Origin of the sequence: Oceanobacillus salinisoli (genome assembly GCF_009733865.1) — a bacterium.
Taxonomy (GTDB): Bacteria; Bacillota; Bacilli; order Bacillales; family Amphibacillaceae; genus Oceanobacillus; species Oceanobacillus salinisoli.
On sequence record NZ_WOFB01000001.1, the window covers coordinates 18890 to 36158 of the forward strand.

The window sequence follows — 17269 nt, forward strand, 5'->3', positions numbered from 1 at the left end:
CTTTATCGATCTTTTTAAACATTTTGATCTTCAAATAACCAGACGTTAATTAGCGAAATAAGTTGATCTGGATCAATTGGTTTTACAATATAATCTGATGCTCCTGCTTCCAGGCTTCTTTCGCGATCTTCATTCATTGCTTTTGCGGTGACGGCTATAATTGGCAGATCTTTATAGCTAGGCATATTACGTATTTTAATTATTGCTTCATTTCCATCCATTTCTGGCATCATAATATCCATTAAAATTAAATCAATGGCTGTATCCATTTTTAGAATATCGAGAGCTTCTAAGCCATTTTCAGCAAAGATAACTTCCATGCCGGATAATTCGAGAATACTTGATAATGCATAGACATTCCGGACATCATCATCAACAAGAAGAATTCTTTTTCCTGAAAGTCCAGAATCGGCCGGATTTTGCTCGGTATCCAGTATTTCCAGGTTTAAAGGTTCCGGGCTGTCCTGATATAAATATAACTCGAGCTCCTCTTTGAGTCTTCGAGGTGATTGCTCATCTTTAATGATGATGGTCTGTGCATACTTATTTAGATATAGCTCTTCTTTTGACGTCAAGTCGCGTCCGGTGTACACAAAGATTTTCAGATTTCTATTAGCGTTATTTTCCATAATCTTTTCGAGCAATTGGAAGCCGGATGTATCTGTTAGGCCCAGATCTAATATGATACAGTCAAAGGAATCACGTTTTAATTCTTCCAATGCCTCTGAACCGGACGATACGGCTTTCATGATGATATCCATATCACCAATGAGCTCCATCATACTATTTCGCTGAATTTTATCATCATCCACGATTAATAATCGCTTAATATGCCCGTTATCTTCTTCAGGAGCAGGTGTCTCTTCTTCCTTCACTGTTTTCGTTAAAGGTTCTTTTGGTACAGAATCTATCTCTTCCACCGATGCAGCAGCTTCTTCAGTTAGTTTCGGAGATGCTGGCTGATAATCCTCATCATAATCACCAATATAAAAGATGAATGTGCTACCTTGCCCTTCTTCACTCTCTACAGTGATGCTGCCGCCTAACAGAGAAGCGATTTCTTTGCTGATGGATAGACCGAGTCCGGTACCGCCGAATTTGCGGCTGGTTGTACCATCTGCTTGTTGAAAGGCTTCAAAAATGAGTTCCTGGTTTTCTTTTGAGATGCCCGTTCCGGTATCATGGACAGTAAAAACAAACATCGGTTGTTGACCAGAGGACTGATCATATCCAATCCTTAAAGCGACATTACCTTTCTTGGTAAATTTAAAGGCATTTCCAAGAAGGTTTTTAAGTACCTGCTGTATTTTAACTTCATCTGAATAAATAGAAGTTGGTACATCCGAATTAACCGTAATATCAAAGTCTAATTTCTTATCATTTGCCACGGGTCGAAAATGGCTTTCCACATATTCGGCTAAATTAGTTATCGACACCGAGCCAGGATGAACATCCATCTTCCCTGATTCAATTTTAGAAAGGTCTAATATATCATTGATAAGAACTAATAAATCTTTTCCGGAAGAATGAATCGTTTTCGCATATTCCACTTGTTTTTCAGATAGCTTTCCATCCATATTATCAGATAACAAGCTGGACAAAATCAACATACTATTTAATGGAGTTCGAAGTTCATGGGACATATTTGCAAGAAATTCGGATTTGTATCTTGAACTTAGTGCAAGTTGCTTGGCTCTTTCTTCCAATTCCACCTTCGTTTGTTCCAGTTCATTATTCTTTTGCTCGTACTTTTGATTTTGTTCTCTTAAGGTATTTGCCTTTTCTTCCAGTTCAGCATTGGTTTGTTCGAGTTCTTCCTGCTGAGCTTGAAGCTTCTCTTCTGATTGTCGCAATGCTATTGTCTGTTGCTCCAGTTCCTCATTAGTCGTTCGAAGTTCATCCTGCTGGGTTTGTAATTCTTCGGACTGTGCCTGAACTTCTTCTGTTAAGGCTTGGGATTCTTCTAAAGCTTTTGCTAATCTGATTCGACTATTAATACTTTCCAGCATAATTCCCATGTCTTCAATAACTTCCTCCAGAAAGTCCTGTTCCATTTCAGAAAAGACCTTAAAGGATGCAATCTCCAGTACGGCTATGACATCCCCTTCGAACAAAATAGGGAGGACATAAATAGTTAATGGAGGAGCCTCGCCCAAGCCTGATTGAACAGTAATATAGTCTGATGGAACATTGGATAAAATAATTGGCGTTTTTTCAAGTACGGCTTGGCCGATTATCCCTTCCCCTGGATGTAGCTCATTCGTGACATGTTTTCTTTCCTTAAATGCATAGGAAGCACGTAGTTTAAATACGGTATCTTCGTCAGACCCAACTTCTTCTTTCATATAAAACACGGCATGACTTCCTCCAACTAAAGGAACAACCTTGGAAAGAAATGTTTCGGCTAGGGATTTAATGGACTTCAGGCCACTAAGACTCGTAGTAACCTCTGCTAAATTCGTTTTTGTCCATATGATATCTTTTTCCCGCTCTCTTTGTTCGGAAACAGAGGCGGTCATTCGATTAAAGGATTTCGCAACTTCATCTATTTCATCATTGTCAATGACTTCTACCTTTTTACTCAAATCTTCCTCGCCAGCAGCGATTCTACTCATGATGCTGGAAACCTTATTTAATCTGGACGTTAGTGACCATACAGCTCTAAATAAAACAATCATAATTAAAAAGATTGCGGCTGCTAATATGACAAACTCGATGACAATATCCCTATTAAAATCGGATTTAACAGTTTGTAGAGAGGTATGCATATTTTCTTCAAAAGTAGAGGAAATTTCAGAGACTAGATCGAAAAATTCCTCATGCAGGTCATTAGAATATTCATCCATTAAAACAGTAGCTTCTTCCCGATTTCCATTAGTAGCGTGTGTAATCAGTTGATTTTTATAATCGTTAAATTCCTGGTTCACCTCGGTTAGTTCTCGAACTAGAGCCTGTTGATTTTCGGTGTAGGCAAGGGATTCCAATGAAGCAATATTTTCTGTTATCCGGTTACTGGTCGTTTGGATATTGCTTATTTCCTCTTGCAGGGACGCATCATCCTGGAAGATTAGCAGATTTCTCAGGCCAATTGCTTCATTTTTTAAATCCCGATGTATGGATTCGACCATGATAGAAAGGTCATAGTTTACTTCTAGTGAATCGCTCATTTCATTAAAATTCGCCACTTGAAACCTTCCAGTACCAATTAGAAGAATCAGAAGGATAGGCAAAGTACTGAGTGCCAAGAGCAATTTTGTTTTTATTTTCAACGTGTTTCATCCCTTCTAATGAGGAAGATATTATGAAGGTGTTCTCCTGTTTTTAATTGGAGATATCCCCCTCGTTAATACAAATTTGATAGACCATTGCCATTGCTTGTGCACGATCATTCACATCAAGTTTTTGGAAAATCTTGGATATATGATTTTTAACCGTATGTTCACTAATAAATAGCTTTTCGGAAATTTCCTTATTACTTAAGCCGGCTAAAATCAATTCAAACACTTCCAATTCTCTGGATGTAGTTTGATAGATTTCCTTTATTTGTTCCAAAGCATTTTCGATGACATTTTGTTTCGTTACCTCTTCTGGAATTGTAGCAGATACTTCGGCAAGGACGGGACCTTGTTTTTCCGTATGAAGGAATAGGGATGGGTCACCTTGTAAAATGGCTTCTGTAAAATGATCTAACGGAACAGGTGGACTGAATAAATATCCCTGAACTTCCTCACAGTCCTGACCTTTTAAGAAAGCCAATTGTTCCTCGGTTTCAACCCCTTCAGCGATAACGTTCAGATTCAATGATTTTGCCAGAGAAATAATGGTGGTAATAATCGAGCGGTTTTCATTGGTTTTATCTGATATTCCTTTAACAAACGACTGGTCGATTTTCAACGTATTTAAAGGCAGCCTTCCTAAATAATGTAAAGAAGAATAGCCCGTTCCAAAATCATCAATGCTAATGGAAATGCCCATATCGCGTAACTTTTGTAAGGTTTTCGTTGTCAATTCTTCATTTTTTAGCAGTACTGTTTCCGTTAACTCAATTTCCAGCAGATTTGGATCTACACCCGTTTCTTGAAGAAGTTGTTCGATGTTATCGATTAAATTCGTTTGCAAAAATTGCCTTGCTGAAAAATTAACGGCGATTTGAATAGGTGCTATCCCAGATTCTTGCCATGTCCGAATTTGTTCACAAACGGTTCTCAATACCCACTCACCAATTTTAATAATTTGTCCCGTTTCTTCTGCTAAGGGGATAAATTCCATCGGCCTGACCATTCCCCAGTTTGGATGATTCCAGCGAATTAAAGCTTCCGCACTAACTACTTTTTGTGATTCCAAGTTTACTCGAGGCTGATAAAAAAGTTCGAATTCTTTATTCTCTATGGCTCTGCGCAAATCATTTTGCATGATAAAGGAACGATAGGATTGCATATTCATCCCCGAATGGAAGACATTGTAGTTGTTCTTGCCTTGCTCCTTTGCACGGTAAAGGGCGGTGTCTGCGTTTTTCAACAGTTCAATGGCATGATCGCCATCATATGGGAACATGCTTAAGCCAATGCTCGTTGTCAGATACAGTTCATATTTATCAATAAGCATTGGTTTTTGAAAGGCCTCTATAATGCGTTCGGCAACCTCCAATGAACCTTCTCGATCTGTATTCGGTAAAAGAACACTAAATTCATCCCCGCTGATTCTTGCAACAAAATCACCTTCCCTTACGTTGGTATGAAGGCGTTTGGAAACTTCGCGAAGCACACAGTCACCCATCATGTGGCCAAGTGAATCGTTAATATATTTAAAGCGATCCATGTCTAAAAACATGACACCAAAGGTTTCATTGAACTGTTTTGCATGTCTTAAAATTTCAGTGAGGTTGACATTTAAGGATCTCCTATTTGGTAAATCGGTTAGAAAGTCATGATATGCCATGTGTTTCACTAATTCTTCATTTTTCTTTTGTTTGGTAATATCACGTATTGTGCAAGCAATAAGATGCTCATCATCTACAACCTTCAAGCCAATTTGAATTTCAGCTAAGAAGGACGTTCCATTCCTTCGTGTTACATCGAGTTCTTTTTGTTTCTCTATCCCGCTTAAACTGCCGATATGCTTAATAGTAGATACTAGTTTCGCAATAAATCGTTTCGAATCCTCGTATGTAAATAAGATGGAAATATTTTTTCCGATAAGGTCAGATTCATCATAATGAAACATCTGTTTAACAGATGGGTTAATTTTTAAAATGATGCCATCTTTATCAAGAATGAGCATCGAATCAATGGAAGTTTCATTGATAACATTAGCCAGTTCTTCAGATAAACGTAACTTTCCGGCCGTTTCAGTTAGCTGAGTATTGGTTTTTTCCAGCTGGCTGGTTTTCTCTTTTAATTCTTCTGCCTGATAGATAAGTTGCTGTTTCATTTTATAAATTTCAACAAAGCCTTCTACTTTTGCTTTTAAAATGAGTGGATCCACCGGTTTTAATATATAATCTATCGCACCAACAGAATACCCCATAAAGATATGCTCGGATTCCATGTTGTTCGCTGTAATAAACAAGATAGGAATATCCTTTGTTTTTTCACGAGCCTTTATGATTTTAGCGGTGCTGAAACCATCCATTCCAGGCATTTGGACATCCAATAAAATCAGTGCTACTTTATGTTTTAATAAATATTTAAGGGCTTCCTCACCAGAGGAAGCCTTAATTAAATGGTACTCATCCTTTTCAATGATGGCTTCAATGGATAATAGATTTTCAGGTCGATCATCAACTAGAAGTATATTTATTTTTTCATCCTTATGCATTCTGATTTACCTCTTTCCTAAGGAGAAATTTTTAATATACATATAGAGTATCATAATCATGGGAAAATGGGTCTATTATTTTTCAGAATTTAATTCAAATTTAATCCATTTTTTGCCATAGGGAAAAGGGGCATGCTAATCATCAGGTTTCTCGCCGTGAATTGGGTGATTCTACCTCATTTCGAATTTTTTTCTTGTTTAAGTAAATAAATCGGTCTTCGTTCAGAATATTGCTATTTGGAACAAAGGGACTGCGGCGTATTTGAACGGAAAGCTGATTTAGAATCTTGATTAACTGATCTCTTTCCTTATTATCCATATTAAATTCGATTCCATATTCAAAGGATCCTTTGATTTCTTCTTTCCAGACTACTTTTCCAATCACAACTATATTTTCATCCAATATAGTTATTTTAAATTGGTAGGTGATATCAAATTGAACGGGCAATTGAATATTCGAAAGAAAACGTAAGCCCCCTGGGCCAATATCTTCTATTAATACTTCGGTTGTTCCAACATTTACTTTTTTCTCTTGCAAGGCAATTAATGTCATATTGGCACGAATTGGAAATGTTAATGGAATTCTAAAATACTTTCTCCGATTCGGCGTTTTGTTAGAACCATCATGCTGTTCGATTTTTAAAATCATCCTTTTTAGAAGCTCTTGAAATTGATGAACTGGAACGGGCTTGCTAAATATATATCCTTGAATTTCGTGACATTCCTGTTGTTTGAGGAATGCTAACTGGCTAATGGTTTCCACCCCTTCAGCAACTACATCTATATTTAAACCTTTTGACATATAGATAATCGATTTAATAATGACTTCCATTTTTTCGGATTTTGTAATCTGTTTAATGAAAGAACGGTCGATTTTAACAAGATCAATCGGAAACTGATAAAGATAGGAAAGGGATGAATAACCTGTCCCAAAGTCATCTAATGCAATTTTGATTCCTAATTCTCTTAAATATTCAAAGGCACTCGTTATCGATTGCTTGTACTGAATTAAAGTTGTTTCCGTTATCTCAAATTGAATGAGAGTTGGGTCTGTGTTTGTCTCCTGTAATATTGCATTGATTGTTTCTTTCCAATCACTTTTCATAAATCGCTGTGCCGAAACGTTAATGGAAATCGGAACAACGGAGAGATTCTCTTTTTCCCATTCTTTTAAATAGAGACATGTCTGCTGAAGTACCCAATCGGCAATATCATTTACAAAACCGGTTTCTTCTGAAAGTGGTATAAATTCTGCCGGTGATACGAGTCCCCAAATCGGATGCTCCCAACGAATAAGCGCTTCAGCACTGACGATCTTTCCTGTTGTGTCTACACGGGGCTGGTAATAAATCCGTAATTGGTTGTTATCAATGGATTTCCTCAAGTCTTTTTCCAGGTGATATTGTTTATATGAATCGATATTTAAGGAAGTGGAATAAATTTGAAACGTATTTTTTCCGTTATTTTTGGCACGACTTAGGGCAATATCTGTATTTTTCATCAACTCCTCGGCTGAGTGTCCATTATCCGGATAGGAACTAATTCCGACGCTTGCCGTCACGTATAATTCAAATCCATCTATCAGAAATGGCTTGGAAAGAGCATGTTTAATCGATTTTGCTATAGTAATTGGAAAATCATTTTCCTTATAATCCCAAAGCAATATGCCAAATTCATCGCCATCCGTCTTTGCTAAAAGTGAAGATGCATTTAATAAACCGTTAATTCGCTGACTAATTTCCTGCAATAATTTATCACCGATTACTTGACCAATGGAGTTATTAATGTTTCGAAATCGATCCAAATCCAAATACATGATAGAAAACATTTCGTCTTTTTGCTTGGAACGTTCAATAAGGGAAACGAGTTTTTCATCAAAAAAGGTTCGATTTGGAAGATCGGTTAAGGAGTCATGAAAGGCCAGATGTTTGATTTTTTCTTCATACTCCTTCTGGTTACTAATATCTGTGATAATTCCATCAAGTCTCGTAAGATTTCCGTCGTCATCATAAACTGGTAACATTTGATTTTGTATCCAGATGATTTTTCCGGTTTCGTGAATGATGCGATAACGGTATAAAAGCGTTTCACCACTGTACATTTTTTTTAATTGTTCTTTGTATAACTCTTTGTCACTTGGATGAACAATCGATTCCCATATTATCTCGTTCTTCATACCTTCCCGATTATACCCGGTAATTGCTTCAATCCCTTTGGATATCCAAATATGAAAAGTGTCCAAGTCTTGTGTCCAAATACCTGCTTGTAAATTATTCGCTAGATTTTTTAATTTACTTTCACTTTGATGAAGTTCTTCTTCCATATGCTTTTGATTAGAAATATCCTGAAAAACTCCAACAAATCGGACCGGTTTTCCTTTTTTATCCAGGATAATTTCCCCACTTACATCGGCATAAATGGAAGTTCCATCTTTCCTGATAATCTGTGTTTCATAGTGAAAGTTCTTTTTCGCTTTAATGGATTGTAATAGCTGATTACGATATTCCTCACGATAATCTGGATGAAAGGATTCTAGAAATCTTTCAAATGTCAGTTTGGTGGATGTACTTGATGTCATCTGAAATAGATCAACCAACTGATCAGATACATAGAGTTGATTCTTTGCAATGTTGTAATCCCAAACTCCCATCTTTCCGGCTTTTTGTACAAGTTCAAGATTATTTTCCATAGTTTTTACCTTATCCGCTAATAACGTGTCGTCCTCCAAGTCAGAAGACATATCCGGATTCTGGTTGTTTCTGTTAAGAAAGGAAAAGAAATTTTTCATTACAATACCCCTTTTTGTTATTTCATAAAAAAAACCGTATATTTATCCTAGTTCATATTGTGAAGCAAGAAAGGTTAAACGGCTATCACCCGGTTTTCTTATTTTTGAAGTGGTACATAGGAATGATAAGTAGGAAGGTATTCCTATAAAATTATTACTTAATCAGAAAATGATACTTGCAATAGAGTACGATTCATTGATTGTGCTAGAATAAGGTTAGAATGAAGTGGGATAGGGGTAATTATAATGGAAGCTTCGGCACTGTATAAAAAGAAATATCATATTGATTTGCGTGATGTGGATTTTACTAAAAAGTTGAAACTAAGTACGTTATTTAGCTACTTCCAGGATATAGCCAGTTTAGCCTCCGAAAACTTGGGTGTCGGTATTGATACATTAGAGAAGAAGCATGGTGTTGCTTGGGTGTTAATGCGCATCCGTGTGGATATAGAACGTCTGCCTAGGTGGGATGAGGAAGTAACGATTGAAACCTGGCCACTGGAACCCGGAAAATTAGAATTTGACAGAGACTATATCGTTCGTGATGGGAATGAGAAACGGATTTTAAGTGCTGTTTCATCATGGGTGATTATGGATTTGAAAGAAAGAAAACTAAAAAGAACGAAATCTCTTCCTTTCACGTTTCCTGCACCAATAGAAGAGAGAGCAATTGATGGGAAGTTAGATAAAATTAAACACTCAGGACCATTAGAAATTGTATACTCGAAAGTTATTGGCTATAGTGATGTGGATTTCAATGGACACCTGAATAATTCCAAATACGTCGATTATATTATGGATTGTTTCCCACTGGAAGACCATAAAAAATTTGCAACTAAATCCATTGAGGTAAACTTTATCCATGAGGCATTGCCAGGGGATACGATTATTCTTCAGAAGGATACGTCCTCTTTAGGAATGAACAAAGTTTATGTCGAAGGGGTAAATGAAAAAGATAGTAATCCTGTTTTTAAGGCGCAGGTGGAAGTGGGGGAGAGATAGAAAAGGAAGTAGGGCATGTGTTGTGTTCCTGCTTAAAATGCAGGCTATTCTTTTTTGCTCCTTATAAGGAATACATAAAATTTTAGCCAAGAAGAGGCTTCCCAATATTGCTGAATAGTTAACTTTCATAGGTACTTAGAAAATCATCTGTACATACCAGCAACAACAGGTATTTTTCTTAAAGGAATATATGAATAGATAGCGGAGTCAGAATGGATAAATCACATCCTATTGGTATGATTACAAAGAAAAAATAAAAAGGGATGATTGGCGAATAATTTTTACAATGATATGGGTAATATGGTATGTGGACCTTTATTATCTAACAAGCAGTTTAGTTTAATCCTGTTTATTTTTTGGTTTCTGTGACTCTCTTGTACGTTTATTACGGGATAACTGGCTAGAAGCCCCTCACTGATTGAAGATTCACTTTATACGATTAACTTTTTTCAGTTCATGCTTATTATCATTTGAAACTTATAAAGACATAAAAATATAAAAAATACATGAGCGCATACTTATATTTGAAACTATCGAAGAAAATTAACAATAAAGGAGGGACATATATGAAAAAACAATGGTGGAAAGAAGCGGTTGCATACCAAATCTACCCACGTAGTTTTATGGATTCCAATGGAGATGGTATTGGAGATATTCAAGGCATTATTTCCAAGTTGGATTATATAAAGGATCTTGGGATAGATGTCATTTGGATATGTCCGATTTACCAATCCCCAAATGCTGATAATGGCTATGATATCAGTGATTATCAGGATATTATGGATGAATTTGGTACGATGGAGGATTTTGACCAGCTGCTGAATGAAGTTCATCGTCGCGATATGAAACTAATTATGGACTTGGTTCTTAATCATACGTCAGATGAGCATCCGTGGTTCATTGAATCGAGAAAATCGAAGGACAATCCATATCGTGATTACTATATATGGCGTCCTGGTAAAAATGGAAAGGTACCAAATAACTGGGAATCGATTTTTGGCGGCTCTGTCTGGGAATATGATGAGAATACTGATGAATATTACATGCATTTATTTTCAAGAAAACAGCCGGATCTGAATTGGGAAAATCCAAATGTGAGAAAAGATCTATACCAGATGGTGAACTGGTGGTTGGACAAAGGAATTGATGGTTTCCGTGTAGACGCCATTTCCCACATTAAAAAGGCCCCTGGACTGCCAGATATACCGAACCCGAAAGGCTTAAAATATGTTCCTTCCTTTAATGGGCATATGAATCATGATGGTATTGAAGAGTATTTGCAGGAATTGAAAGAAAATACTTTTGAGAAATACGATATTATGACGGTCGGTGAAGCGAATGGTGTAAAGGCCCATCAGGCTGACGAATGGGTAGGGGAGAAAAACGGAAAGTTCCATATGATCTTTCAGTTTGAACACCTCGACCTCTGGGGCAAAGATACAGAAAAGGGCATTGATATTCATCAATTGAAGGAAGTTTTAAGTAAATGGCAGGTAGAGCTTGATGGTTCAGGTTGGAATGCGTTATTCCTGGAAAATCATGACCAGCCCCGTTCGGTGTCGACTTGGGGAAATGATGGGAAGTATTGGGCACAATCTGCAAAAAGCCTTGCTACGATGTATTTCCTCATGCAAGGAACACCATTTATCTATCAAGGCCAGGAGCTTGGCATGACCAATGTTCAATTTTCATCGATTAATGATTACAATGATGTGGAAATTAAAAACTTATATCGGAATAAACGGATTGAAGGAGTTCCAGAGGAAGAAATTATGGAGATCATCTGGAAGACCGGTCGAGATAATTCGAGAACACCGATGCAATGGAATGATAGGGAAAACGCAGGATTTACAACAGGCAAACCATGGCTGAAAGTCAATCCCAACTACAAGGATATTAATCTACAAAGACAATTGCAGGACGAGGGTTCCATTTACCATTATTACAAAAAGTTAATTCGGATAAGAAAGGAAATACCAACACTTATTTATGGTAATTATGATCTTATTTTGGAAAATCATAATCAAATATATGCTTACACGAGAACTTATGAGGGAGAGCAGGTTTTGGTTATGTCCAATCTTTTTGCGGAAGCGGTTGATTTTAATTTGCCAGAATCATTAAAAGAATGTGAGAAAGAATTGCTGTTAAATAATTATGACAGTGAGTTTGAAGAATTACGTCTGCGTCCGTATGAGGCGCGGGTTTATCACGTGATTAACTAACTGCAAGTCCCCTAACGAGAAGAATACGAGTTATTTCAAGAAAGAAGAGTGGGGGCGGCAACGAGTGAACTCTTGATTCTATGATCATCAAACAATCAGTGGGGGATGAAAAAAAATCACAGATTGAAGATACACATTATTTAATAAGCTGATATGTTGTTCGTGTTGCTTTAAAAAAGTAGCTCATATGACTTGAACTATTTTTTGAGCAAACATTTATATAGTAGGTGGAGAGCAATCAAAAGAATTAAATGCCAGTAAGCAAAGGAAACTTTTTTAATTCGTTTTGGCGGCTGTAGCTAAATAATGTGTTTTTAAAAATCATGATAGTAAACAGGTTTAAGAAAGCAATTTTTCTCTAATAGAAATTGCTTTCTTATGCAGAAAAGAGTCGGATTTTTTGTATTTTGGTTTGTTGTTGAAATAGGGATCCCATGCTAAAATAAATAAAAAAAATAAAAAGCGAGTGTATGGCTGAAATTTCCGATGAGGATTTGTTTATGGCTATTAAGGAACTTACTCATACTATTAATGATATGAGAGATGGACTGACAAATGCAGAAGAAGAAAGACTATTAGAAAAACGACTAAGAAATATAGAAGAGGATTAACAAACATAGAATCAGAAGTAAAAGATCCGAAAACAGAAATCAAGCAAGATATCCGTAAAGTTGATGAAAAAGTAACCATTCTATCCAATGAATTGCTGGAAGCAAAAGCAGACATTGCCATCCTTCAAAAACAATCTAGATAAAACACGCATCGGCAGGCTCCTCTATAACTAAAAATTCTTTTAACCTTCATAAAATAAAATTTTAAAAAATATCTTGTTTACTAACATAGAATTATATAATGTAATGGTAACAGAATAAATATGGAAAGTGGGGAGGAACTTGGAATATTTACTAGGTATTGATGGTGGGGGTACGAAGACAAGAGCGGCAATTGCTGATGGGAACGGTATAGTCATTGCAGAAGCTACTGCTGGACCAAGTAACCTTCATTCCGCTTCCAAACAACAAGTTGAAAGAACGTTTCAGGAACTGTTTGATGTACTGGGAAAGAGTTGCAAACCGAATAAGCTTGAAATCAGCTATGTGTTTGCAGGGATTGCTGGAACTGCTAGCGAGAAAAACAACCAAATAATCAGCCAAATTTTAAAAAGGCTTTTACCAGGGAAAGCACTGATTCAAGTCCTTCCAGATCCAATCAATGCTCTGTACTCTGGTACTTACGGAAATCCTGGAATCGTTCAAATCTCAGGTACCGGATCAATTACATATGGAATAAACCGTCATTTAAAACATGATCGTGTTGGTGGCTGGGGATATTTACTGGGAGATGAGGGCAGTGGTTATGATGTTGGACGGCAAGGAGCTGTGGCTGCCCTGAAAGCCTATGACGGACGGGGGATAGATACTATGATGCTATCCATGTTTTTGGATCATTTTAGGGTTAATCACCCACAAGACTTCATTCAAAAAATCTATTCATCCATATCACCAAAAAATGAATTGGCAGATCTTACTAAACTAGTTTTTCGTGCTTATAAAAAAAAGGACCGTGCAGCGGAATCGATTATCACTCGTGCGGTAGATGAAATGATGCTAGGCATTACTACACTTTATAACAAGCTTTTTGATGAAGAGGAAGATGCAGAAGTGGTTTTATGTGGTGGTATTTTTACTGAAAAAGATATTTTGCCAAAATTATTGCAAACGAGATTCATAGACACGAAGCTCGTACTAAAGCTACCAAGCATGGATCCAGCTGGGGGAGCATTAATTGGCGCTTATCTATTGAAAGAAAAGCATGTAAGTAAACGTTTCATCCGAAATATTAGCAATTACTTAAAATAAAGAGAGGGTAAAATCATGTCGCAAACAAATGGCGGACTTGTTATTTTAAAAGAAATGCAAAGTCGGTTACCTCCTTCCGAGAGAAAAATCGCGGAATACATACTTGAAAATCCGGAAGAATCGATTTTGTTAACTGCATTAGCATTAGGTGAAAAGAGTCAAACGAGCAGTGCTGCGGTTATTAGGCTTTGCAAGTCGCTTGGGTTAAGTGGATTCCAGGAATTAAAAATACGGGTGGCCGGAGACCTGCAGGAAAGGAACGTAAACGAATACCACGATATTGAACCAAATGAAGGATTGCAAAACATAATTAAAAAGGTTACAGCGAATACCATTCAAACTTTGAAGGAAACAGGAGATATTTTAAGTGAAGAAAGTTTGGGAAAAGCTGTTAAGGTGCTGACGAACGCTGATTCCTGCATTTTCTTTGGTGTTGGAGCTTCTTATCTTGCTGCCAAAGATGCAGAGCAGAAGTTTTTGCGAATTAATAAACATGTATACTCCTTTTCAGACGTTCATCAAGCGGCTACTTTAATTGCGAATAAGGGACCAAAAGATGCAGTGATTGGCATTTCTTTTTCCGGTCATACCGATGAAGTTGCTAAATTATTAGAATTAGCCAAAAAGAATCACATCACAACCATCAGTATTACGAAATATGGTAATTCCAAAGTGACAGCATTTGCGGACATACAGCTCTATACTTCCGCCGCAAAAGAAGCAATGGTCAGAAGTGGTGCAACGTCTTCCCGTATCGCTCAATTACATGTTATTGATATTTTATTTATGTCACTTGCTTCACTCGAATATGAAGAGACGGTTCAACATTTGGAGGAAACAAGAGAAGCTATTTCATTTATTAAACGTAATCAATAAAATCGTTTCTTTTTGCAGAATGATTGTAATTAGTATCTTGTAAATAAAGCGAACTAGTATTGTGTAACGTTGATTTCCTCTACGGTCAGTTATGTCGCTCTTTATATCAAATCAAGAGCCAAACAATGCAAAAATGCCTTTTTTTATATCAGATATGAAATATTATTACTGAATTAAAAAGAAATATTGACAAAATAATTCAATTAAATTTATAATAAGATAAATATTAAGAAAATTTAATCTAGTGTAAATACAGTTTTACTCAACTTTAAAGTAAGGGAGAACTGCTAGTACATGGAATTAGCAAAGCTGACTACCGAAAAGAGAAATCCCAAGACAATGAATTTAGATAAGATGAGGACCATGGATATTTTAAAAACAATTAATGAAGAAGATAAGCAAGTGGCAGATGCAGTAGAAGCTGTATTGTCTAAGATTGAAATGGCTGTGAATGAGATCTATAGAGCACTTACCAACAACGGGAAATTATATTATGTAGGGGCTGGAACAAGCGGTAGGCTAGCCGTTCTGGATGCGTCTGAATGTCCGCCTACATTTATGACATCCTCTGATATGGTGCAACCGGTAATGGCCGGGGGAATGGATGCCTTTTTGAAGGCAGTTGAGGGTGCAGAAGATAGTGAGGCACAAGGTAAAGCAGATGTAAAGGCGAGAAATGTCACGGACCGGGATGTGGTCATCGGCATTACTGCAAGTGGAAGAACTCCATATCCGATTGGAGCGTTGCAATATGCCCAATCGATTGGGGCTTATACGATTTCACTTTCCTGTAATAAGCAATCGGCTATCAGCAATTATGCGGATTGTTCGATTGAGGTGGTTGTGGGTCCTGAAGTTTTGACCGGATCCACACGTATGAAAGCAGGTACCGCACATAAAATGATATTAAATATGATTAGTACCACTGTGATGGTGAAAATGGGAAAAGTCTATGAAAATTTAATGGTAGATTTGAATGCCAGCAATCATAAGTTAAAAGAACGGGCAAAGCATACTTTAATAGAAATTACCAATGTTACATATAACGAAGCAGACCGAATATTGAGTAAGACTAATTTTCAAGTAAAGCCTGCCATTATTATGATAGAAGCAAACGTTGATCACGAAAAAGCGCTGGAGGCCCTTCAGAAATGCAATGGCTATGTAAGAGAGGCAATAGACTATTTACTCTAGATTAGGAAACTCCATGAATAGCAAGACATGTTATTCATGTGTTTCACATATTTCTATTAATAACGAGGGGGAAGAAGTTTGAAAAAAATAAACGGATGGCTACTGTTTATTGGTTTATTAGCACTTGTTTTTTTGGTAGCGTGTTCATCTGAGGATGCAGCAACAGAGTCGGATGGGGGAACCGATGATTCCAATGCTGCAGAAACCGGGGATACCTCAAGTGAAAAGGAAGCAAGTGGAGAAGGAGACATAGCAGGAGAACTGGAAATTCAATACTTTGTTGGAGGGTATGGTGATTCGTGGTGGAAAGAGGTCATTGCAGATTTCAATGCGCAATACCCGGATGTAACGATTATTGAACATGCTGGTCCAAATATTAATGAAGAAATGCGTTCTCGCTGGGTTTCCAATGATCCGCCAGATGTCGTTTACATTGATGGAGCTGGATCAAGTGAGACACAAATGGTAGAAGATGGCCAGCTAATGAATTTGTCCGATTGGATACAGGAAATGGAATTGGAAAATGGGGATAAGTTAATAGATAGTTTTCTAGTAGCACCGGCAACCTATGGTGGGGAAATCTATTCGTTGCCGCTCGTATTTGACACATGGGGAACTTGGTATGACAAAGCATGGTTTGAATCGGAAGGATATGAAGTACCAACGGATTTTGATAGTTTTATGAGTTCGATGGAGGAAATTAAAGACTCGGAAGGGATTTCACCATTTGTAACAACTGGTCAACATCCGTATTATTTCCTACGTGGCGTGCTTTACCCTGCATTTTCAGCTGCAGGTGGGGAAGAATTGTTGGCTGATTTAATTACTGGTAAAGAGGGTTCATGGAGCAGTGATGTTACCCTGGAAGTCATGAAAAAAGTAGAAACAATGCAAGAGGAAGGTATGTTTGATTCGGGCTTAGGTGCGTTAAATCATACCCAATCACAAATGAATTTTCTACTTCATGATAATGCATTCATTCCTGTGGGGTTCTGGCTGCCGAATGAAATGGCGAACGATATTCCTGATGGATTCGAGTTTGGGTTTATTCCATCACCAATGCAAGATCCGGGTGAACCATTTGCGATTGTTCCGGATTTACGTCCTTTAGCCATTGCAGAAAATGCAGAAAACCCTGAAGCGGCTAAAGCTTTTGTAGAATTTGTTTTCTCAAGGGAATATGCGATGTCCTTCTCTGAGCATACTGGTGCGATGATGAACTTAAACGGGGTAGATTTAACAGATAATCCGAATGTTCCTGTATATTTAACAGAGGCAAATGCAATGATCAATGACCCGGAAACAGTCCAAATATATGAAAAACCGCATCCAATGAGTGCGGATTTGGAAACTCCAATTGGCAATAATCTATTGTCATTGATGCTTGGCAATATGACAGCAGAAGAATTTGTGGAGGAAGCAGAAAAGGCAGCGGCTGAATATCGTAGTGGGCTATAGGGGTTAAGAAAAGGGATGGAAAGTACAGTGTGAGAATGCGGTACTTTCCA

General features: G+C 37.3%; 9 protein-coding genes. 6 read left to right on the plus strand and 3 right to left on the minus strand.

The features are described from left to right. Positions 1–14: 14 nt before the first annotated feature. From GMJ66_RS00085 to GMJ66_RS00095, 3 genes are all read right to left on the minus strand, one after another. A complete protein-coding gene (locus GMJ66_RS00085) occupies positions 15–3269 on the minus strand; it encodes a response regulator (RefSeq protein ID WP_156288205.1) in 3255 nt (1084 codons plus the stop codon). 52 nt (positions 3270–3321) lie between these two features. Beyond that, on the minus strand, positions 3322–5817 hold the full coding sequence (locus tag GMJ66_RS00090) for an EAL domain-containing protein (protein WP_156288207.1): 2496 nt from the start codon (positions 5815–5817) through the stop codon (positions 3322–3324). A gap of 142 nt (positions 5818–5959) precedes the next feature. Further along, the gene (locus GMJ66_RS00095; RefSeq protein ID WP_156288209.1) at positions 5960–8605 is read right to left on the minus strand and encodes an EAL domain-containing protein; all 2646 of its coding nucleotides are present in this window, start codon (positions 8603–8605) and stop codon (positions 5960–5962) included. Between the two features lie 246 nt (positions 8606–8851). Here GMJ66_RS00095 and GMJ66_RS00100 point away from each other — a divergent pair, with 246 nt between their 5' ends. The 6 genes from GMJ66_RS00100 (at position 8852) to GMJ66_RS00125 (ending at position 17219) form a co-directional block, all read left to right on the plus strand. Then, positions 8852–9607, plus strand: a complete 756-nt coding sequence (locus GMJ66_RS00100; RefSeq protein WP_231514766.1) for an acyl-[acyl-carrier-protein] thioesterase — start codon at positions 8852–8854, stop codon at positions 9605–9607. 566 nt (positions 9608–10173) lie between these two features. Further along, positions 10174–11832, plus strand: coding sequence for a glycoside hydrolase family 13 protein (locus GMJ66_RS00105; RefSeq protein WP_156288213.1), 1659 nt, complete (start codon positions 10174–10176; stop codon positions 11830–11832). Between the two features lie 893 nt (positions 11833–12725). After that, positions 12726–13691: an N-acetylglucosamine kinase gene (locus tag GMJ66_RS00110; RefSeq protein ID WP_156288214.1), complete on the plus strand. Its 966-nt coding sequence runs from the start codon at positions 12726–12728 to the stop codon at positions 13689–13691. Positions 13692–13706: 15 nt separating this feature from the next. Then, complete coding sequence (locus GMJ66_RS00115) at positions 13707–14567, plus strand: MurR/RpiR family transcriptional regulator (protein WP_156288215.1); 861 nt, start codon at positions 13707–13709, stop codon at positions 14565–14567. A 294-nt stretch (positions 14568–14861) separates the two neighbouring features. Then, positions 14862–15761 (plus strand): N-acetylmuramic acid 6-phosphate etherase, encoded by a 900-nt coding sequence (murQ, locus tag GMJ66_RS00120; protein WP_156288216.1) that lies wholly within the window; start codon positions 14862–14864, stop codon positions 15759–15761. Positions 15762–15839: 78 nt separating this feature from the next. After that, the gene (locus GMJ66_RS00125) at positions 15840–17219 is read left to right on the plus strand and encodes an ABC transporter substrate-binding protein (RefSeq protein WP_156288217.1); all 1380 of its coding nucleotides are present in this window, start codon (positions 15840–15842) and stop codon (positions 17217–17219) included. The last annotated feature ends 50 nt before the right edge of the window (positions 17220–17269 follow it).